At 70.7% G+C, this 19,974-nt stretch carries 17 protein-coding genes and 1 pseudogene; 12 read left to right on the top strand and 6 right to left on the bottom strand.

Annotated features, from left to right (window positions below):
- Positions 1–49: 49 nt before the first annotated feature.
- The 7 genes from gap to pgi all read left to right on the top strand — a co-directional run bounded on the left by gap (position 50) and on the right by pgi (position 7,216).
- Positions 50–1,057 carry a type I glyceraldehyde-3-phosphate dehydrogenase gene (gene gap, locus AV521_RS21305; protein WP_076090064.1) on the top strand — a complete coding sequence of 336 codons (1,008 nt, stop codon included), beginning with the start codon at positions 50–52 and terminating at the stop codon, positions 1,055–1,057.
- A gap of 135 nt (positions 1,058–1,192) precedes the next feature.
- Positions 1,193–2,404, top strand: coding sequence for a phosphoglycerate kinase (pgk, locus tag AV521_RS21300; protein ID WP_076090063.1), 1,212 nt, complete (start codon positions 1,193–1,195; stop codon positions 2,402–2,404).
- A gap of 6 nt (positions 2,405–2,410) precedes the next feature.
- On the top strand, positions 2,411–3,187 hold the full coding sequence (gene tpiA, locus AV521_RS21295) for a triose-phosphate isomerase (protein WP_076090062.1): 777 nt from the start codon (positions 2,411–2,413) through the stop codon (positions 3,185–3,187).
- 129 nt (positions 3,188–3,316) lie between these two features.
- A complete protein-coding gene (gene secG, locus AV521_RS21290; RefSeq protein ID WP_023551598.1) occupies positions 3,317–3,547 on the top strand; it encodes a preprotein translocase subunit SecG in 231 nt (76 codons plus the stop codon).
- 236 nt (positions 3,548–3,783) lie between these two features.
- Complete coding sequence (locus tag AV521_RS21285; RefSeq protein ID WP_003976875.1) at positions 3,784–4,119, top strand: RNA polymerase-binding protein RbpA; 336 nt, start codon at positions 3,784–3,786, stop codon at positions 4,117–4,119.
- A 123-nt stretch (positions 4,120–4,242) separates the two neighbouring features.
- Entirely contained in the window at positions 4,243–5,511 is a 1,269-nt protein-coding gene (locus tag AV521_RS21280) for an MFS transporter (RefSeq protein WP_076090060.1), read from the top strand.
- Positions 5,512–5,563: 52 nt separating this feature from the next.
- Positions 5,564–7,216 (top strand): glucose-6-phosphate isomerase, encoded by a 1,653-nt coding sequence (gene pgi, locus AV521_RS21275; protein WP_076090059.1) that lies wholly within the window; start codon positions 5,564–5,566, stop codon positions 7,214–7,216.
- Between the two features lie 158 nt (positions 7,217–7,374).
- Here the strand turns inward: pgi and AV521_RS21270 are convergent, their stop codons facing one another.
- The 3 genes from AV521_RS21270 to AV521_RS21260 are packed head-to-tail and all read right to left on the bottom strand — an operon-like array spanning position 7,375 to position 10,990.
- On the bottom strand, positions 7,375–9,690 hold the full coding sequence (locus tag AV521_RS21270; RefSeq protein ID WP_256725646.1) for an FtsX-like permease family protein: 2,316 nt from the start codon (positions 9,688–9,690) through the stop codon (positions 7,375–7,377).
- Positions 9,690–10,487 carry an ABC transporter ATP-binding protein gene (locus AV521_RS21265; protein WP_256725645.1) on the bottom strand — a complete coding sequence of 266 codons (798 nt, stop codon included), beginning with the start codon at positions 10,485–10,487 and terminating at the stop codon, positions 9,690–9,692. The genes AV521_RS21270 and AV521_RS21265 overlap by 1 nt, the downstream gene beginning before the upstream one ends.
- Positions 10,484–10,990 carry a PadR family transcriptional regulator gene (locus tag AV521_RS21260; protein WP_076090058.1) on the bottom strand — a complete coding sequence of 169 codons (507 nt, stop codon included), beginning with the start codon at positions 10,988–10,990 and terminating at the stop codon, positions 10,484–10,486. Before AV521_RS21260 ends, AV521_RS21265 begins: the two co-directional genes overlap by 4 nt.
- 130 nt (positions 10,991–11,120) lie before the next feature.
- Between AV521_RS21260 and AV521_RS21255 the strand changes: the two genes are divergently transcribed.
- The 5 genes from AV521_RS21255 to AV521_RS21235 all read left to right on the top strand — a co-directional run bounded on the left by AV521_RS21255 (position 11,121) and on the right by AV521_RS21235 (position 17,733).
- Complete coding sequence (locus tag AV521_RS21255; RefSeq protein WP_076090057.1) at positions 11,121–12,419, top strand: ABC transporter substrate-binding protein; 1,299 nt, start codon at positions 11,121–11,123, stop codon at positions 12,417–12,419.
- A gap of 135 nt (positions 12,420–12,554) precedes the next feature.
- Positions 12,555–14,165, top strand: a complete 1,611-nt coding sequence (locus AV521_RS21250) for a glycoside hydrolase family 13 protein (protein WP_179023277.1) — start codon at positions 12,555–12,557, stop codon at positions 14,163–14,165.
- A gap of 28 nt (positions 14,166–14,193) precedes the next feature.
- Positions 14,194–15,519 carry an ABC transporter substrate-binding protein gene (locus AV521_RS21245; RefSeq protein WP_076090257.1) on the top strand — a complete coding sequence of 442 codons (1,326 nt, stop codon included), beginning with the start codon at positions 14,194–14,196 and terminating at the stop codon, positions 15,517–15,519.
- 11 nt (positions 15,520–15,530) lie between these two features.
- A complete protein-coding gene (locus tag AV521_RS21240) occupies positions 15,531–16,883 on the top strand; it encodes an ABC transporter permease subunit (RefSeq protein ID WP_076090056.1) in 1,353 nt (450 codons plus the stop codon).
- 10 nt (positions 16,884–16,893) lie between these two features.
- A complete protein-coding gene (locus AV521_RS21235; RefSeq protein ID WP_076090055.1) occupies positions 16,894–17,733 on the top strand; it encodes a carbohydrate ABC transporter permease in 840 nt (279 codons plus the stop codon).
- Positions 17,734–17,783: 50 nt separating this feature from the next.
- Here AV521_RS21235 and pgl read toward each other — a convergent pair whose 3' ends face one another.
- From pgl to AV521_RS21220, 3 genes and pseudogenes are all read right to left on the bottom strand, one after another.
- Positions 17,784–18,566, bottom strand: coding sequence for a 6-phosphogluconolactonase (gene pgl / locus AV521_RS21230; RefSeq protein ID WP_076090054.1), 783 nt, complete (start codon positions 18,564–18,566; stop codon positions 17,784–17,786).
- On the bottom strand, positions 18,563–19,606 hold the full coding sequence (opcA, locus tag AV521_RS21225; protein WP_076090053.1) for a glucose-6-phosphate dehydrogenase assembly protein OpcA: 1,044 nt from the start codon (positions 19,604–19,606) through the stop codon (positions 18,563–18,565). The genes pgl and opcA overlap by 4 nt, the downstream gene beginning before the upstream one ends.
- Positions 19,603–19,974 (bottom strand): annotated as a pseudogene (locus tag AV521_RS21220) (glucose-6-phosphate dehydrogenase); the annotation flags it as partial. The pseudogene AV521_RS21220 and the gene opcA, both read right to left, overlap by 4 nt.

Below are 19,974 nucleotides of genomic sequence, written 5' to 3'. Positions count from 1 at the left end.
AGAGCTCGCCGGCACCGCATGGCCGGCGTACCAACGAGGAGATCGGTTCGTGACGATCCGCGTAGGCATCAACGGCTTCGGCCGTATCGGTCGTAACTACTTCCGCGCGCTGCTGGAGCAGGGAGCGGACATCGAGGTTGTGGCTGTCAACGACCTGGGTGACACCGCCACCACGGCCCACCTGCTCAAGTACGACACGATCCTGGGTCGCCTCAAGCAGGAGGTCTCCCACACCGCCGACACCATCACCGTGGACGGCCACACCATCAAGGTGCTCTCCGAGCGCAACCCGGCCGACATCCCCTGGGGCGAGCTGGGTGTCGACATCGTCATCGAGTCGACCGGCATCTTCACCAAGCGCGAGGACGCCGCCAAGCACCTCGCCGGCGGCGCCAAGAAGGTCCTCATCTCGGCCCCGGCCAAGGACGAGGACATCACCATCGTGATGGGCGTCAACCAGGACAAGTACGACGCGGCGAACCACCACGTCATCTCCAACGCCTCCTGCACCACCAACTGTGTGGCGCCGATGGCGAAGGTCCTGGACGAGAACTTCGGCATCGTCAAGGGTCTGATGACCACGGTGCACGCGTACACGAACGACCAGCGCATCCTGGACTTCCCGCACAAGGACCTGCGCCGCGCCCGTGCCGCCGCCGAGAACATCATCCCGACCACCACCGGTGCCGCCAAGGCCACCGCCCTGGTCCTGCCGCAGCTCAAGGGCAAGCTGGACGGCATCGCCATGCGCGTGCCGGTCCCGACCGGCTCGGTCACCGACCTGGTCATCGAGCTCGGCCGCGAGGTCACCAAGGAAGAGGTCAACGCCGCCTTCCAGAAGGCCGCCGAGGGCGAGCTGAAGGGCCTCCTGGACTACACCGAGGACCCGATCGTCTCCTCCGACATCGTCAACGCCCCGGCGTCCTGCACCTTCGACTCCTCCCTGACCATGGTCCAGGAGGGCAAGAACGTGAAGGTCATCGGCTGGTACGACAACGAGTGGGGCTACTCCAACCGCCTCGTCGACCTCACGGTCTTCGTCGGCAACCAGCTCTGATCGTCGCAGCAAGACCTTGAAGTGAGAGCAGGGCTCGGGCAGCGCACCGCCGCGCTGTCCGGGCCCTGCTCTCACGTACGGACCACGTCCTCTTACGATCAGGTGCACCACGAGCCCTCCTTTGGAGTCCACTCAATGAAGACGATCGACGAACTTCTCGCCGACGGCGTGAGCGGCAAGCGGGTCTTCGTCCGCGCCGACCTCAACGTGCCGCTGGCTGACGGGACGATCACCGACGACGGCCGTATCCGTGCCGTCCTGCCGACCATCAAGGCCCTGGTGGACGCCGGCGCCAAGGTGGTCGTCGCCTCGCACCTGGGCCGCCCCAAGGGCGCCCCGGACCCCGCCTTCTCGCTGCTGCCCGCCGCCGAGCGCCTCGGTGAACTCCTCGGCACCCCGGTCGCCTTCGCCCAGGACACCGTCGGCCCGGCCGCCCACGACGCCGTGGACGGCCTCCAGCCCGGCCAGGTCGCGGTCATCGAGAACCTGCGCTTCAACGCCGGCGAGACGTCCAAGGACGACGCCGAGCGCGCCGGGTTCGCCGACCGGCTGGCCGCACTCGCCGACGTCTACGTCGGTGACGGCTTCGGCGCCGTGCACCGGGGGCACGCCTCCGTCTACGACCTGCCGAAGAAGCTGCCGCACTACGCCGGCTACCTCATCGCCACCGAGGTCGGCGTCCTGAAGCAGCTCACCGAAGACGTCAAGCGCCCCTACGTCGTCGCGCTCGGCGGCGCCAAGGTCTCCGACAAGCTCGCCGTCATCGACGAACTGCTCGGCAAGGCCGACCGCCTGCTCATCGGCGGCGGCATGGCTTACACCTTCCTCAAGGCCAAGGGCTACGAGGTCGGCATCTCCCTCCTGCAGGAGGACCAGATCCCGGTCGTCAAGGAGTACATGGAGCGCGCCGAGAAGACCGGCGTGGAGCTGGTGCTCCCCGTCGACGTCGTGGTCTCCCGGGCGTTCCCGGACCTGAAGGCCCAGGCCCCCACCGAGCACTCCGTGGTCGCCGCGGACGCCATCCCCGCCGACCAGGAGGGCCTGGACATCGGCCCCAGGACCCGGGAGCTGTACGCCTCGAAGCTCGCCGACGCCGCGACCGTCTTCTGGAACGGTCCCATGGGCGTCTTCGAGCACCCCGACTACGCCGAGGGCACCAAGGCGGTCGCCCAGGCGCTCGTCGCCTCGGACGGCTTCACCGTCGTCGGCGGCGGTGACTCCGCCGCGGCCGTGCGCACGCTCGGCTTCGACGAGAATGCATTCGGCCACATCTCGACCGGTGGTGGCGCCTCCCTCGAATACCTTGAGGGCAAGACGCTCCCCGGCCTCGCCGCACTGGAGGACTGACCCCGTATGACCACTCGCACGCCTCTGATGGCGGGCAACTGGAAGATGAACCTCAACCACCTAGAGGCCATCGCACACGTCCAGAAGCTCGCCTTCGCCCTGGCCGACAAGGACTACGAGGCCGTCGAGGTCGCCGTCCTGCCGCCCTTCACCGACCTGCGCTCCGTGCAGACCCTGGTCGACGGCGACAAGCTCAAGATCAAGTACGGTGCCCAGGACCTCTCGGCGCACGACTCCGGCGCCTACACCGGCGAGATCTCCGGTCCGATGCTGGCCAAGCTGAAGTGCACGTTCGTGGTCATCGGCCACTCCGAGCGGCGCCAGTACCACAACGAGACCGACGAGCTGGTGAACGCCAAGGTCAAGGCCGCCTACAAGCACGGCCTCACCCCGATCCTGTGCGTCGGCGAGGAGCTGGACGTCCGCGAGGCGGGCAACCACGTCAGCCACACCCTCGCCCAGCTTGAGGGCGGTCTGAAGGACCTCCCGGCCGAGCAGGCCGAGACCGTCGTCATCGCCTACGAGCCCGTCTGGGCCATCGGCACCGGCAAGGTCTGCGGCTCCGCGGACGCCCAGGAAGTCTGCGCCGCCATCCGCGCCAAGCTCGCCGAGCTGTACTCGCAGGACGTGGCCGACAAGATCCGCATCCAGTACGGCGGCTCCGTCAAGGCCGGCAACGTCGCCGAGATCATGGCCCAGGCCGACATCGACGGTGCCCTGGTCGGCGGTGCCTCGCTGGACGCCGACGAGTTCGTCAAGATCGTGCGTTTCCGCGATCAGTGACGCACGCCGCGAGTAGGCGGCAGCGGCGATACGTCGTACTCTTGCGGGGGCACAGCCGGTGTGCTGTGCCCCCCGTCGTCCCACCGAAGTCGTCCATCCGTATCCGAGGAAGTTGGTCCAGCCGTGGTTTTGGGGTTCTCGATCGCCCTGATCGTCTTCAGCCTGCTGCTGATGCTGCTGGTGCTGATGCACAAGGGGAAGGGCGGCGGCCTCTCCGACATGTTCGGTGGCGGCATGCAGTCCTCCGTCGGCGGCTCCTCGGTCGCTGAGCGCAACCTCGACCGGATCACCATCGTGGTCGGCCTGCTGTGGTTCGCGTGCATCATCGTCCTCGGCATCCTGATGAAGACGAACAGCTGACATACAGACGAACCGCTGACATTCCGCGCAGCGGCGCATATCACGCATATTCGGTACGCAAGGCCCCATGTTCGGTACGCGCTCCTGAGCGCGGCCTATCATGGGGCTTGCGTCTTGGTGTGGGGGTTGTAACTCCAATCACTGGACGCGCGTTGGGCCTTACGTAGACTGAGGCGCTCGCGGCGAAGCGAAACGCCGACTCGCTTCGCGGCACCATCACGCAGGGAGTTACGACCGTGGCAAGTGGCAACGCGATCCGGGGAAGCCGGGTCGGGGCGGGGCCGATGGGCGAGGCCGAGCGCGGCGAGTCCGCGCCACGGCTGCGCATCTCCTTCTGGTGCTCCAACGGGCATGAGACCCAGCCGAGCTTCGCCAGCGACGCACAGGTGCCCGAGACCTGGGACTGCCCGCGTTGCGGCTTCCCGGCCGGCCAGGACCGGGACAACCCGCCGGACCCGCCGCGCACCGAGCCGTACAAGACGCACCTCGCGTATGTGCGGGAGCGGCGCAGCGACGCGGACGGCGAGGCGATCCTCGCCGAGGCGCTCGCCAAACTGCGGGGCGAGATCTAGGACTTGACACCGGCCAGGTGCCTGCGGGTGCCTGGCCGGAGCGGTATCCGCACCGCGGGCCCGGCCGATTGTCAGTGGCGACCTCTACGGTTTTCGTGAAGGCGAGAACCGTGAGGGGGAGTTGTGACAGGGGCCGAGACGGGGGACAGGCGTGCGCCCGCGTGGCGCGGCGGATTCGGGCGGTTGTGGAGCGCCGCCGTGCTGTCCAGCTTCGGTGACGCGCTGCGTGGGGCCGCGCTGCCCCTGCTCGCCGCCTCGCTCACCGACCGTCCCCTGCTCATCGCCTCCGTGACCGCCTGCGGCTATCTGCCCTGGATCGTCTTCGGGCTGCTCGGCGGAGCGGTGGCGGACCGGGTGGACCAGCGGCGCGCGATGGGAGCCGTGGACGCGGTACGAGGAACGCTCGTCGCCGCCTTCGCGGTGGCCGTAGCCCTCGGCCACGCCTCGATCGCCCTGCTCATCGCGCTGGCCTTCACGCTGACCACGCTCCAGACGCTGTTCGACAACGCCTCCATGGCACTGTTGCCCGCCCTGGTGGACCGACCGGCACTCGGCAGTGCCAACGCCCGGCTGATGACCGGACAGAAGATCGCCGGCGGCCTGATGGGAGCGCCCGTCGTGCCGGTGCTGATCGCCGCCGGGGCGGCCGTCCCCTTCGCGGCCGACGCCGCCACCTTCCTGGTGGCCGCCGCGCTGGTCGCCTCCCTGCGGACCGACGCACCCGAACGTACGGCGAGACCGGCGGGCAGCACCCTGCGCCGGGAGATCGCCGCCGGACTGCGTACCCTGGGGCGCGACCGGGCGCTGCGCGGGCTGTGCGCCGCCACGGCCCTGTGCAACGTCGGCATGGGCGCGCTGATCGCCACCCTGGTGGTCCTGGTGACCGGCTGGCTGGACGCGGGCACGGCCGGTTATGCGGCGGTGACCACCGCGTACACCGTCGGCGGGCTGACCGGCGGAGCGCTGAACCGGTGGGTCGCGGCAGCTCTCGGCCCGCTGCGGACCGTCCTGCTCGCCGGCACCGTGCAGATCGGCGCGCTGATCGTCATGGGCACCGTGCGCAGCCTGGCCGCCGCGGTGGCCGCGCTCGCCGTCTTCGGCTGCATGGGCATGCTGTGGAACGTCAACACGACGACGCTGATGCAGCAGCGTGCCCCCGCCGACATGCTCGGCCGGGTCAGCTCCGCATTCCGCACCCTCGCCGTCGCCGGGGCCCCGCTGGGCGCCCTGCTCGGCGGAGCCGTGGCCACGGCCTGGGGCCGTAACACCCCGGCGCTGCTCACGGCCGCCTTCTTCGTCCTGTCCGTCACCTCGCTGATACCGGCCCGCAAGCCGGACGTACCTGTTGTTGCCCGCGCGGACGACGTCACGACGGCTCATGGCCCGCGGTGATCAATTAGGTTGGAACAGCTGGGACAGGCACGAAAGAAGGCGGAAGTCGGAAATGAACGCAGACGGCCGGACCAGGCTCAACCAGACGCCCGAATGGACCGCTCTCGCCAAGCACCGGGAGGAGCTGGCCGACACCCATCTGAGGGAACTGTTCGCCACCGATCCCGGGCGCGCCGAGGGGTACGCGCTCCAGGTCGGCGATCTGTACATCGACTACTCGAAGCACCTGGTCACCGACGAGACACTGCGGCTGCTGCGCGAACTGGCCGCCGCCACGGACGTGTTCGGGCTCCGGGACGCCATGTTCCGCGGCGAGAGGATCAACGTCACCGAGAACCGCGCGGTGCTGCACACCGCGCTGCGCGCCCCGCGCGAGGCGGTGATCGAGGTCGACGGCGAGAACGTCGTCCCGAAGGTGCACGCCGTGCTCGACAAGATGGCCGACTTCGCCGACCGCGTCCGCTCCGGCGCCTGGACCGGCCACACCGGCAAGCGCATCAAGAACGTGATCAACGTCGGCATCGGCGGCTCCGACCTGGGCCCCGCGATGGCCTACGAGGTGCTGCGCGGCTTCACCGACCGCACCCTCACGGTCCGCTTCGTCTCCAACGTGGACGGCGCCGACCTGCACGAGGCCACCCGCGACCTCGACCCGGCCGAGACGCTGTTCATCATCGCCTCCAAGACCTTCACCACGATCGAGACGATCACCAACGCCACCTCCGCCCGTACCTGGCTGCTGGACGCGCTCGGTGACGAGGCCGCCGTGGCCAGGCACTTCGTCGCCCTGTCGACCAACGCCGAGAAGGTCGCCGAGTTCGGCATCGACACGGCCAACATGTTCGAGTTCTGGGACTGGGTCGGCGGCCGGTACTCGTACGACTCCGCGATCGGGCTGTCCCTGATGATCGCGATCGGGCCCGACCGTTTCCGCGAGATGCTCGACGGCTTCCGGCTGGTCGACGACCACTTCCGCACCGCGCCCGCGGAGGCCAACGCGCCTTTGCTGCTGGGCCTGCTGGGCATCTGGTACGGCAACTTCCACGACGCCCAGTCGCACGCCGTCCTGCCGTACAGCCACTATCTGTCGAGGTTCACCGCCTACCTCCAGCAGCTGGACATGGAGTCCAACGGCAAGTACGTGGCGCGGGACGGCAGGCAGGTGGACTGGCAGACCGGGCCGGTCGTCTGGGGTACGCCGGGCACCAACGGCCAGCACGCCTACTACCAGTTGATCCACCAGGGCACCAAGCTGATCCCGGCGGACTTCATCGGCTTCGCCGAGCCGGTGGCCGAGCTCAGCGGTGAACTGAAGGCCCAGCACGACCTGTTGATGGCCAACTTCTTCGCCCAGACCCAGGCCCTCGCCTTCGGCAAGACCGCCGAGGAGGTCCGCGCGGAGGGGGTGCCGCAGGAGCTGGTCGCGCACAAGACCTTCCAGGGCAACCGGCCGACGACGACCGTCCTCGCGAAGGAACTCACCCCGTCCGTCCTCGGCCAGCTGATCGCCCTCTACGAACACAAGGTGTTCGTGCAGGGCGCGGTGTGGAACATCGACTCCTTCGACCAGTGGGGCGTCGAACTCGGCAAGGTCCTCGCCAAGCGGGTGGAACCCGCCCTGACCGAGGGCGCGGAGGTGCCCGGACTGGACGCGTCGAGCAAGGCGCTGGTCGCCAAGTACCGGCAGCTGCGCGGCCGGAGCTGACCACCGGTAGCAGGTAGCAGGGCGCCGACCGGCTGGGGACGCGGGGCATCGGGCGAAGCAGGCCGCCCGGTGTCCCGGGGCCGCATCCCGTGCAGGGGCCGTCCAACCTCCGGTCTCCGTACCGGTGTTGCGCCGCGCGGGGAGGAGTTCCGTGTCGGTCAGGCCACCGCGCTGAGTGTGTCCGCGAGTCGTTTGCGGGCGGCTCGGCCCGCGGGCAGGGCGGACAGCAGCGCGGCACCGAGGACCGCGGCCAGGCCGACCGACAGGAGCAGCACCGGGGACGGGGACTGGGCGATGCCGGCGCCGATGCCGCTGGAGCCGCCCTGGGCGTCGATCAGCCGGTGGGCCAGCGGCAGACCCAGTGCCGTGGCGGCGAGCGCCGCGGCCAGGGCCGTACAGCTCGTCGCCGTGACGGTGATCGCGGTGATCTGCCGTGGGGACATGCCGATCGCCTTCAGCGCCAGCACGTCCCGTTCGCCCTCGCGGACACTGCCGCCGATGGCGGTGAGCAGCTCGACCAGGCCGATCAGGGCCAGTACGGCGATGAGCCCGGCGACGACCGCGCGCAGCGGGGACAGGCCGTCGGCCGGGTTCGTCACCGGGTGCACGTCGAGGTGGCCGCGGCCGGCCCGGGTCAGTGCGTCGGCCACCTGCCGCGGGTCGGCGCCGGGGCGCAGACGCAGTTCGTAGAAGGCGGTGGTCAGCTGGGGGTCGTTCGCGCGGAGGGTGTCCAGGGAGGTGGTCACGACCCGGCCGGCGTTCTGCGGTTCGATGCTGCGGCCCACGATGTGCAGGATCTGCGGCCGGTCGCCCACCGTCATGCGCACCCAGTCGCCGACCCGGGCGTGCAGCAGGTCCAGCAGGCCCTGGCCCGCCACCGCCTCGTCCGGTCCGCGTGCGGCGCGGCCCTCGGCGAGGGCGTAGGGGTAGGGCTCGGCGCGGGTGCCTACGCCGCGCAGCGCGATGGTGCCGGTCTGGCCGGGGACCAGCGCGGCGACCTCGACCCCGGGGTAGGCGTCGGCGACCCGGTGCTCACCGGTCAGGAGGGCTTGGACGCCGGACGCGTCCAGGGCGTTGTCGGAGCGGACCGTGAGGGCCGTGGGCAGGCCCATGCGTTCCGGGTGGCTGTGAAAGCGGTCGATCGTGGTCCAGGCGCCGAGCGCCACCACGATCAGCAGCAGCGGCAGCGTCAGCCGGGCCACGGTGGCGAGCGACCGGCCGCGCCCCGCGCACGCCTTGTGGACACCGAGGACCAGCGGGGCCGGCAGCCGCAGTCCGAGCGCCCGCCGGGCCGGGCCGGTCAGCCGACCGCCGGCCGGCGCTGCCGGACGCGGCACCGGAACCGGCGGCACCCGCCCGGCCCGCCAGGCCGCGAGCCCTGTGGTCAGGCCGATGAACAGCACCGCGCCCAAGGGAACCGCCAACAGCGCCACGGTGTGCCCGGGCAGCCCCTGCCACACGCCCACGGCGTCGCCGAGCCGGCCGGGGATCCGGCTGCCGAGGGCCTCGGTGAGCGCCGCGGCGGCCACCGAGCCGAGCAGCGCGTACGCCAGATGCTGAAGCAGAAAGATCCGGACGACCTGGGCCGGTGTGAAACCGATCGCCTTCAGCACCGAGAGGTCCCGAAGATGCCCCCGGATACGGGTGGCGATCGCCCCGTGCACGGCGAACCCCGCCGCGATCAGCGCGCCGAGGCCGAACAGACCGAGCACCTGGCCCAGCAGCCGGTTGTCGCCCTGCGCCGCGGAGCGCGCCTGCTGCCAGGTGGAGACCTCGCCGACCGAGCCCGAGCCCAGCACCGTGACGGCACGCTGCACCGCGTAGTCCGTGTCGGCCGGGTCGTCCAGCCGCAGCCCGATGACCTGGCCGCCGGGAGCGCGTACGGCGGAGGGCAGGGCCCACACCAGCCCCGGCTGCTCGCCCGGGCTGTAGTGGGGCTCGGCGCTGTCCGCGATGCCCTCGACGGTCAGGGTGCGGGCGGTACCGGGCAGCGTGAGGGTGTCCCCGGGCTCGGCCAGCAGGGCCCGGGCCAGGCTGCTCTCCAGCACCACGCCGTCCGGTTCGGCCGCGTCCAGCCAGTGCCCGGCGGTGAGCAGCGGCCGGTCGACGGAGGGCAGGCGAGGGGTGCCGCGCAGCTCGACGGAGGCGCGGGTGCCGCGTACGGCGACGGTGGCGGACTCGGTGCGGTAGGGGCCGGCCATCGAGGCGACGCCGTCCAGCTGGGCCAGCCCACGCGGGTCGGCGGACGGCACGGTGTGGATCCACACATGCGCGCCGCGGGCCTGGGCGAAGATCCGCTGCCAGGGGTTGGTGGCGTACCCGAACAGGGCGGTGGCCAGCAGCAACGAGGCGACGATCCCGGCGGTGGCCAGCACGAGGAACAGCGCCTCACCGCGATGCGTCCGCAGATCGGACTGCGCCCAGCGCAGGCTGCCCCGTACGCCGGAGCCCATGCCCAGCGGACCCGCTGCCATCAGTCCCTCAGCTCCAGCACGCCCGAGATCCCCGCCTTCCGGGACGCGAGCGCGCCGTCCAGCGGCGCGTCGTCGGCTATGCGGCCGTCGAAGAAGCTGATCACGCGGTCGGCGGCGCTCGCCAGCCGGGCGTCATGTGTGACCAGAACGATCGTCTGGCCGCGTCCGTGGAAGCGGGACAGCAGCCGCATCACCTCGCGCGTGCCCCTGCTGTCCAGGCTCCCGGCGGGCTCGTCGGCCAGCAGCAGCGGGGGGTGGTTGACCAGGGCCCGGGCGAGCGCGACCCGCTGCTGCTCGCCGCCGGACAGCTCGCCCGGCATGCTGCGCTCCTTGCCCGTGAGTCCCAGTTCGGCCAGCAGTTCCTCGCGCTCGGCACGGGCCTGCCTCGGCGGGACGCCGGCGAGCAGGGCGGGCAGCTCGACGTTGTCGGCGACGGACAGATTCGACACCAGGTTGAAGAACTGGAACACGATGCCGATGGCCCTGCGGCGCTCCACCGCCCAGCGTGCCTCGCTGAAGGAGTCCGTGCACCGCCCGTCGAGCCAGATGCTGCCCTCGTCCGGCCGCTGCAGTCCGCCGAGCAGATGCAGCAGCGTGGACTTGCCCGCGCCCGACGGGCCGGTGATCGCCACGAACTCGCCGCGCGCCACGGAGAGATCGACTCCGCGCACGGCATGGGCGGGCGCGCCCTCGCCGTGGTGGGTCTTCACCAGCCCCTCGGCGCGCAGCACGGGAGTGCCCTCGGCCTGCGCCGCAGCGCCCTCGGTCCGCGGAACCGGAGTACCGTCCTCGTTCATTCCAGTTCCTCCTGGCACCGCTCCAGCCAGTCGAGGTCGGCCTGCAGATGCAGCATCGCGCCCTCGATGAGCAGATGGGCGATGCGGTTGTCCCGGTTCTCGGCCGCGGCCAGCTTCGACAGATTGCGCATGGTGGTGAGGTACTGGCGCCGCTGCCTGTTGATGAGGGCGATCTGGTCGGCGAGACCGGTCTGCGGGGCCAGGGCGAGCTTCATGAAGAACTCGTCCCGCACCCGCGGCTCGTCCTCGGTCTCCTCGAACCAGGCGTGCAGCGCCTCCCGCCCGGCGTCGGTGAGGTGGTAGACCTTCTTGTTGGGCCGGCTGGACTGCTCGACGTCCTCGCCCTCGATCAGTCCCGACTTCTCGAGGCGGCCGAGGGTGACGTAGATCTGGCCGACGTTCGGCTGAGGGTACGCGGAGCCCAGCAGTTGCTCAAGGTCCTGCTTCAGCTCATAGCCGTGGGCCGGGCCGCGGGCGAGGAGTGCCAGGAGGGCAAGGCGCACTCGTGCTGTCCTCCTGTCTGCTCACAATGTGCTCCAGGCCCTAGTATCGCCCATACCTAACAGGTATACATGGCCTCTGACTCCCGGCGAGGATGCCCGAAGTCGTGTGTACGTGTTCAGGGAGGAACCTATGCGGTGGATACGCGCCGCCGGTAGGGGGTCCTGGATACGTGCCGCCGGCCGGGCCCTCCTCGTCCTCGCCGTGCTCATGACCGGGTACGTCGCCTCCGGTGCGCGGGCCGACGAGGGCGACGGTTCCGGCCGTGGCCCGCTCACCCTGGCCACCGCAGGCGATCTCACCGGCTATCTCGGCCCGCTGCTCCAGGGCTGGAACCGCACCCATCCCGGCGAGAAGGTCACCCTGGTCGAGCTGCCGGACTCCGCCGACGAGACCCATGCGCAGATGACCACCGATCTGCGCGGCGGCGACCGGGGCCGGTTCGACGTCCTCAACATCGACGTCAACTGGACCTCGGAGTTCGCGGCGGCCGGCTGGATACGGCCGCTCCCGAGGGAGCGGTTCCCGCTCGGCACCTTCCTGCCGCCGGTCGTGGACACGGCCACCTACGACGGACGGCTGTACGCGGTCCCGTACGTCACGAATGCCGGACTTCTCCTGTACCGCAAGGACATCCTCGCCAAGGAGGGCGTCCCCCCGCCGCGCACCTGGGCCGAGCTGGAGCACGACGCGAAGACCATCGCGCCGAAGTACGGACTCGGTGGCTACGCGGGCCAGTTCCTGCCGTACGAGGGGCTCACCGTGAACGCCGCCGAGGCCGTCTACTCGGCGGGCGGCTCGATCCTCGGCGACGAGGGCACCCGGGTCACCGTCGACTCGGCGGCCGCCCGCGAGGGCATCGGCTTCCTCGCCCGCGGCATCCGCGAGGGCTGGATCCCGAAGGCGGCGCTGACGTACAAGGAAGAGGAATCCAAGCAGGCCTTCCAGAACGGCGGGCTGCTCTTCCTGCGCAACTGGCCCTACGCCTATGCCGTCGCCTCCGCCAAGGGCTCCAAGGTCGCCGGGAAGATCGGCGCCGTACCGCTGCCCGGACCCGACGGGCCGGGGACCAGTGTGCTCGGCGGCTCCAACCTCGCCGTCAACTCCCATGCCCGGCACCCCGATTCTGCCGCGCGCCTGATCGCCTACCTCACCAGCGCGCCCGTCCAGCGCCAGGTGCTCACCCGGGGCGCGCTGCCGCCCGTACGCGCCGCGCTCTACGAAGATCCCGCGCTGGTACGGCGGTTCCCCTATCTGCCGACCCTGCGCACCGCCGTCCTCACCGCCGCCCCGCGCCCCAAGAGCGCGCACTACGACCAGGTCAGCCTGGTGGTGCAGGCGATCGTGCATGACGCGCTGACCGGGCAGGAGACGCCCGCGGCGGCGGTGCGCCGACTGGCCCGGGAGCTGGCGGCCGTCTCCAGCCGCTAGTTACTTGTTAGGTAACGCGCACATCTCATCTGTTGCAGAAGTGACCCGATAAGTCCGTATTCGGTGCCCCAACTCGCCAGTAGCTACTGTTCTTTTCATTGACACCTTCGCGATACGCCTACCTAACATGCATGCATGTTGAGTAAGCACCACTGGTGGCGCGACGCGGTGATCTACCAGGTGTACGTCCGCAGCTTCCTGGACAGCACCGGCGACGGCGTCGGCGATCTGGCCGGCGTCCGGGCCGGGCTCCCGTATCTGAAGAAGCTCGGTGTCGACGGCATCTGGCTGAGCCCGTTCTACCCCTCGCCGCAACACGACCACGGCTACGACGTCGCCGACTACTGCGGAGTCGACCCGCTCTTCGGCGACCTCGCCGAGTTCGACCTGCTGATGGCGGCCGCCCGGCGGCTCGGCATCAAGGTGCTGCTCGACATCGTCCCCAACCACTGCTCCAGCGCTCACCCGTGGTTCCGCGAAGCCCTGGACGGCGCACCCGGCAGCGCGGCCCGCGCCCGCTTCCACTTCGCCGACGGCCGTGGCCCCGATGGCGCCGAGCCGCCCAACAACTGGCACGCCATGTTCGGCGGCCCGGCCTGGACCAGGGTCGGCGACGGCCAGTGGTACCTGCACATGTTCACGCCCGAGCAGCCCGACTGGAACTGGCGCGACCCCGAGGTCGCTGCCGAGTTCGACCGCGTGCTGCGCTTCTGGCTCGACCGGGGCGTCGACGGTTTCCGCATCGATGTGGCGGCCGGCCTGTACAAGCACCCCGAACTGCCCGACTCCGACGACCCGGAGGCCGACGCCCGCACCCGCGACTCGGTCAACCCCCTCGCCTGGAACCAGCCCGAGGTGCACGAGGTGTGGCGCTGGTGGCGCGCCGTGTGCGAGGAGTACACCGCCCGCGACGGCCGCGAACGGCTCCTCGTCGGCGAGGTCTCCGTCCCCACCGCCCGCGAACACGCCCTGTACGTCCGCCCGGACGAACTCCACCAGGCCTTCTTCTTCGACCTGCTCGGCGCCCCCTGGGACGCCGACGCCTTCCGCAAGGTCATCTCCGAGGCCATGCAGGACATCGCCGGCACGGGCTCGACGGTCACCTGGGTCCTCAACAACCACGACCAGGTCCGCACCGTCACCCGCTACGGCGAGGCCGCCACCGAGGGCAGCGGCCTCGGCGCCGCCCGCGCTCGCGCCGCCGCGCTGCTGCTGCTGGCGCTGCCCGGAGCCGCGTACATCTACCAGGGCGAGGAACTGGGCCTGCCCGAGGTCGTGGACCTGCCCGACGACGTGCTCACCGACCCGATATTCCGCCGCACCGGCAGCCGCGCCCGCATCCGAGACGGCTGCCGGGTGCCGCTGCCCTGGTCCGGTCAGGCCTCCCCGTTCGGCTTCACCTCCGGCGCGGAGTCCGCCAAGCCGTGGCTGCCGCAGCCCGAGTACTTCGCCGAGTACGCCACCGACCGCGCCGTCGCCGACACCCGCTCCTTCTGGCACCTGTACCGCGACGGCCTCCAACTGCGCGCCTCACTGCCCCAGTTGGGCGAGGGCACGCTCCACTGGCTGGACGCCCCGCCCGGTGTCCTCGCCTTCACCCGCGGCGACGGCCTGGTCTGCGCCGTCAACTTCGGTACGGCCCCCACACCCGCACCGGTCTCCGGCACTCCGCTGCTCTCCAGCGGCCCCTGCCCGGCCGGTGTCCTGCCCGGCGCCACGGCGGCCTGGTGGCTCAACGATCTCTGATCAACCGCCTCTTGAAGGGACATCGATGATGATGCGACGACGTACGACCCTGCTCACGACCTGTACCGCCCTCGCCCTCGCTCTCGGCGCCACCGCCTGCGGCGGCGGACCCGTCTCGGCCGGCGGCGGTGACAAGTCGCTCAGCGGCCAGACCGTCACCGTGGCCGGCGTCTGGTCCGGCAGCGAGCAGAAGAACTTCCAGAAGGTGCTGGACGCGTTCACCGCGAAGACCGGCGCCAAGACCCAGTTCGTCTCCACCGGCGACAACGTCTCCACCGTCGTCGGCAGCAAGATCGAGGGCGGCAACGCACCCGACGTCGTGATGGTCCCGCAGATCGGCGTCCTGGACCAGTTCGCGAAGAAGGGCTGGCTCACGCCGCTCTCGCCGACCGCCCAGCAGACGATCACCGCCGACTACGCGCCCGTGTGGAAGAAGTACGGCAGCGTCGACGGCACCCTGTACGGCCTGTACTTCAAGGCCGCCCACAAGTCGACCGTCTGGTACAGCCCCCAGGCCCTCACCCAGGCCGGGGTCAAGCCCCCGAAGACGTACGACGAGCTGCTGAAGGCCGGGCACACCGTCTCCGACTCCGGGCTCGCCGCCTTCGCCGTCGCCGGTGAGGACGGCTGGACCCTCACCGACTGGTTCGAGAACGTCTACCTCTCCCAGGCCGGACCCGAGAAGTACGACGCCCTCGCCGCTCACAAACTGAAGTGGACCGACCCGAGCGTGGTCACGGCGCTCACCACCCTCGGCAAGCTGTTCAAGGACAAGCAACTGCTCGCGGGCGGCCAGAAGGAGGCCCTGAACACCGACTTCCCCAGCTCGGTGGAGAAGGTGTTCGGGCCCAAGCCCGAGGCCGGCATGGTCTACGAGGGCGACTTCGTGGCCGGTGTGGCGCACGACCAGTTCGGCAAGACCATCGGCAAGGACGCGAACTTCTTCCCGTTCCCGGCGGTCGACGGCGGCACGGCACCCGTGGTCAGCGGCGGTGACGCGGCGGTCGTCCTCAAGGACGGCAAGAACGCCAAGGCCGGCATGAAGCTCCTGGAGTACCTGGCCACCCCCGAGGCCGCGGCCGTCTGGGCCAAGGCGGGCGGCTTCCTGTCCCCGAACCAGAAGCTCGACCTCGCCTCGTACGCCGACGACGTCACCCGCGCCACCGCCAAGTCCCTGGTCGGCGCCGGGGATTCGGTCCGCTTCGACATGTCCGACCAGGCCCCGGCGGCCTTCGGCGGCACCAAGGGGGCGGGGGAGTGGAAGCTCCTCCAGGACTTCCTGCGTGACCCGTCGGACCCGAAGGGCACGGCGGCGCAGCTGGAGTCCGCCGCAGCCAAGGCCTACCAGGGCTGAGCGGCAGCACCATGACCGCCACCGCTCTTGTGAAACAGCAGGCGGGCCCGCGGGCCGCCGGCGTGGCGCGCGGGCGCCGCAGCCGGCGGCGCGCCCGGCTGATCGCCCTGCTCTTCGTCTTCCCCGCGCTGCTCCTGCTCGGCGCGCTCGTCGTCTACCCGGTGCTGTTCTCCGTCGGCCGCAGCTTCTTCGACGCCTCCGGCACCCGGTTCGTGGGCGGCGGCAACTACGCCGAGATGTTCCGCGACCCGGCGACCCTGAAGGCCATCCGCAACACCACCCTCTGGGTGGTCGTGGCCCCGGCCCTGCTCACCGGCCTCGGCTTGATCCTGGCCGTCCTGGTGGAGAAGGTCCGCTGGGCCACTGCCTTCAAGCTCCTGCTCTTCATGCCGATGGCCGTGTCCTTCCTCGCCGCCGGCATCATCTTCCGCCTCGCCTACGACCAGGACCCGAGCAAGGGCGTGCTGAACGCGGCCGCGGTCTCCGTCCACGACGCCTTCAAGGGCACGTCCACGTATCCGACGGCCCGCGGCCGCGAGGGTCTGCTGACCCAGGACCGGGACGGCTCGTACCGTACGACCGCCTCCGCAGGCCACTCGGTGACGCTCCCGATGGTCGGCGTGCTGCCGGGGGACCTGCCCAGGAACGCCTCGCCCGCCTACCCGGCGGCCGGCCGCAAAGCCGCACCCGGCGAACTGCGCGGTGTCGTCTACCTGGACTTCACCCCCGGCGGAGGCGGCAGACAGGGCAAGGTCGACCCGAAGGAGAGCGGACTGCCGGGCATGAAGGTCGAGGCGGTGCGGGACGGGGGTACGGTCGCGAGCACGACGACCGCCGCCGACGGCTCCTTCACCTTCTCCGGGCTGCGCGCGGGCTCGTACACGGTGAAACTCCCGGAATCCAACTTCGCCCCGCCCTACCAGGGCGTCTCCTGGCTCGGTCCGACGCTCGTCACCCCGGCGATCATCGGCGCGTACCTGTGGATCTGGACCGGTTTCGCCATGGTGCTGATCGGCGCGGGCCTGTCCGCCCTGCCCCGGGACGCGCTGGAGGCCGCGCGGATGGACGGCGCGAACGAGTGGCAGATCTTCCGCAAGATCACCGTTCCACTGCTCGCGCCCGTGCTCACCGTGGTCTTCGTGACCCTCGTGATCAATGTGATGAAGGTCTTCGACCTCGTCTACATCATCGCGCCCGGACCGGTGCAGGAGGACGCCACGGTGCTGGCCACCCAGATGTGGCTGGTCTCCTTCGGCGGTGGCAACAACCAGGGCCTCGGCAGCGCCCTCGGCGTGCTGCTCCTGCTCCTGGTGATCCCCGCGATGGTGTTCAACGTCCGCCGCTTCCGGCAGAGTCAACGATGAGGAGTCAGCGATGAACGCGATCAGGCGGGGCCTGGGCAACGGCCTGGTGCAGTCCTTCCTGGTGGTGATCGGCCTGGTCTGGCTGACCCCGCTGGCGGGCCTGTTCCTCTCCTCCCTCCGCTCGGCCCAGGACACCGCGAAGGGCGGCTGGTGGACGGCCCTGGCCAGCCCCGGCCAGCTGTCCTTCGACAACTACACGGCGCTGCTGAAGAACTCCGGCATGACCCAGGCCTTCTGGAACACGGTCCTGATCTCGGTACCGGCGACGACACTCGTCGTGGTCATCGCCGCCCTCGCCGGATACGCCTTCGCCTGGCTGGACTTCCCGCTCAGGGAGCCCCTCTTCCTGCTGGTGGTGGCCCTGTTGGTGGTGCCGGTACAGATCGGCCTGCTGCCCGTGGCCAAACTCTTCGGCGCACTGGGCCTGTTCGGCACGATCCCCGGCGTCGTCCTCTTCCATGTGGCCTACGGCCTGCCGTTCGCCGTGTTCCTGCTGCGCAACTACTTCGCGGAGATGCCGAAGGAGATGCTGGAGGCGGCGCGGATGGACGGCGGCAGCGAGTGGCGCATCTTCACCCGGCTGATCCTGCCGGTGGGTCGTCCGGCGATCGCCTCGCTCGCCATCTTCCAGTTCCTGTGGGTCTGGAACGACATGCTCGTCGCCCTGCTCTTCGCCGACAGCTCCTCCCAGCCGCTCACCGTGGAACTCCAGTCCCAGATCCGGCAGTTCGGCAGCAACATCGACGTGCTGGCACCGGGCGCGTTCCTGTCACTGATCGTGCCCGTGGTGGTGTTCTTCGCCTTCCAGCGGCACTTCGTGCAGGGCGTGATGGCGGGGTCGGTGAAATGAGAGGGGCGGCGGGGACCGAAGTCCCCGCCGCCCCTGTGCCCGGTCGAGCGTCACGGCGACGCAGGCGGATACAGCGACCTCGGCAGCTGCGAGGCTGCCGCGGAGTCCAGGAGCCACAGCGTGCGGGAGCGACCGTACGCCCCCGCCGCCGGCGCCTGGATCTCACCCGCGCCGGACAGGGCGATGGCCGCGGCCTCCGCCTTGTCCGCGCCGGCCGCGAGCAGCCACACCTCGCGAGCCGAGCGGATCGCCGGCAGGGTCAGGGTGATCCGGGTCGGCGGCGGCTTGGGCGCGCCGTGCACGCCGACCACCGTGCGCTCGGTCTCCCGCACGGCCGGCAACTCCGGGAAGAGCGAGGCCACATGGGTGTCCGGGCCGACGCCCAGCATGAGCACGTCGAAGGTGGGCACCGAGCCGTGGTTCTCCGGCCAGGCCGCCTTCGCCAGCTCCGCCGCGTACGCCTCCGCGGCCGCCTCGACGTCCGCGCCGTACGGGCCGTCGGAGGCGGGCATGGCGTGCACGCGCTCCGGGTCCAGCGGTACGGAGTCCAGCAGGGCCGCGCGGGCCTGCGTGACATTGCGCTCGGGGTCGCCCTCCGGCAGATAGCGCTCGTCGCCCCACCACAGGTCGAGCCGGGCCCAGTCGACGGCGTCCCGGGCCGGTGCCGCCGCCAGCGCGGCCAGCAGGCCGTTGCCGTTGCGGCCGCCCGTGAGGACCACGGACGCACGGCCCCGGGAGGCCTGCGCGTCCACGATCTTCGTGATCAGGCGGGCCGCGGCGGCCTGCGCCATCAGCTCCTTGTCGCGGTGGACGACCAGCTGCGGAGTGCTCACTTCGCCGTCGCCTTCCTCGCCGGTGCCTTCTTGGCGGTCTTGGCCGGTGCCTTGTTGGCGGGCGCGGGCTCAGAAGCCGGCTCGGCCGACTCCTGAGAAGTCGCCTTCTCCGGTGCGGTGTTCAGCCGCTCCACGCCATAGCGCAGCGCCGACGCGTAGGTGTCGTCCGGGTCGAGCCGGCGCAGCTCCTCCGCGATCAGCTCGGCGGTCTCCCGCCGCTTCAGCGCCACCGCGCGGGCCGGCTGTCCCTCGATGGTCAGCGTGGCCAGCGAGCCGTCCGCGCGGTCCAGCACGATCGGGCCGCAGGTCGTCTCCATGCGGACGGCCGTCAGCCCCGGGCCGGACGACAGGGAGCGCCGGACGGGGACGTCCAGCCGGTCCGCGAGCCACATCGCCAGCAGCTCACAGCTCGGGTTGAACTCCTCGCCCTCCACCTCGACGCCCCGCACCGTGCACGTGACCTGGTCCAGGGCGGCCGCGAGCATCGAACGCCACGGCGTGATCCGGGTCCAGGACAGGTCGGTGTCACCGGGGGTGTAGGCATCGGCGCGGGCGGACAGTTCCCGCACCGGCTGCTCGGCGGCGTAGGTGTCGGTGACCCGGCGCTGGGCAAGTGCGCCGAGCGGGTCCTTCGCCGGGTCCAGCGGGGCGTTCACCGGCCACCACACGACCACCGGCGCGTCCGGCAGCAGCAGCGGCAGCACGACCGAGTCGGCGTGCTCGACGACCTCGCCGTACATCCGCAGCACGACCGTCTCGCCGGTGCCCGCGTCCGCGCCCACCCGCACCTCGGCGTCCAGCCGGGACGTCGTACGGTCGCGCGGGGAGCGGGAGACCCGCTTGATGACCACCAGCGTGCGCGAAGGATGCTCGCGCGACGCGTCGTTGGCGGCCCTCAGCGCGTCATAGGCGTTCTCCTCGTCGGTGACGATGACGAGGGTGAGGACCATGCCGACGGCGGGTGTGCCGATGGCGCGGCGGCCTCGCACGAGCGCCTTGTTGATGTCGCCGGCGGTGGTGTCGGTCAGGTCGATCTTCATGGCCGGCGCCAGCTCCGTCCGTCTCGTGCGAGCATCTCGTCCGCCTCGGCGGGGCCCCAGGTGCCCGACGAGTACTGCGCGGGCCTGCCGTGCTTGTCCCAGTGCTCCTCGATCGGGTCGAGGATCTTCCAGGACAGCTCGACCTCCTCCGTACGCGGGAAGAGGTTGGCGTCGCCGAGCAGCACGTCCAGGATCAGGCGCTCGTACGCCTCCGGCGACGACTCGGTGAAGGACTCGCCGTAGGCGAAGTCCATCGACACGTCGCGGATCTCCATCGAGGTGCCCGGCACCTTGGAGCCGAAGCGGACCGTGATGCCCTCGTCCGGCTGGACGCGGATGACGATCGCGTTCTGGCCCAGTTCCTCGGT

The sequence above is a fragment of the Streptomyces sp. IMTB 2501 genome, assembly GCF_001953885.1.
Classification (GTDB): domain Bacteria; phylum Actinomycetota; class Actinomycetes; order Streptomycetales; family Streptomycetaceae; genus Streptomyces.
Note: the sequence above shows the minus strand (reverse complement) of the source record. Positions and strands in the feature narration are given on the sequence as shown.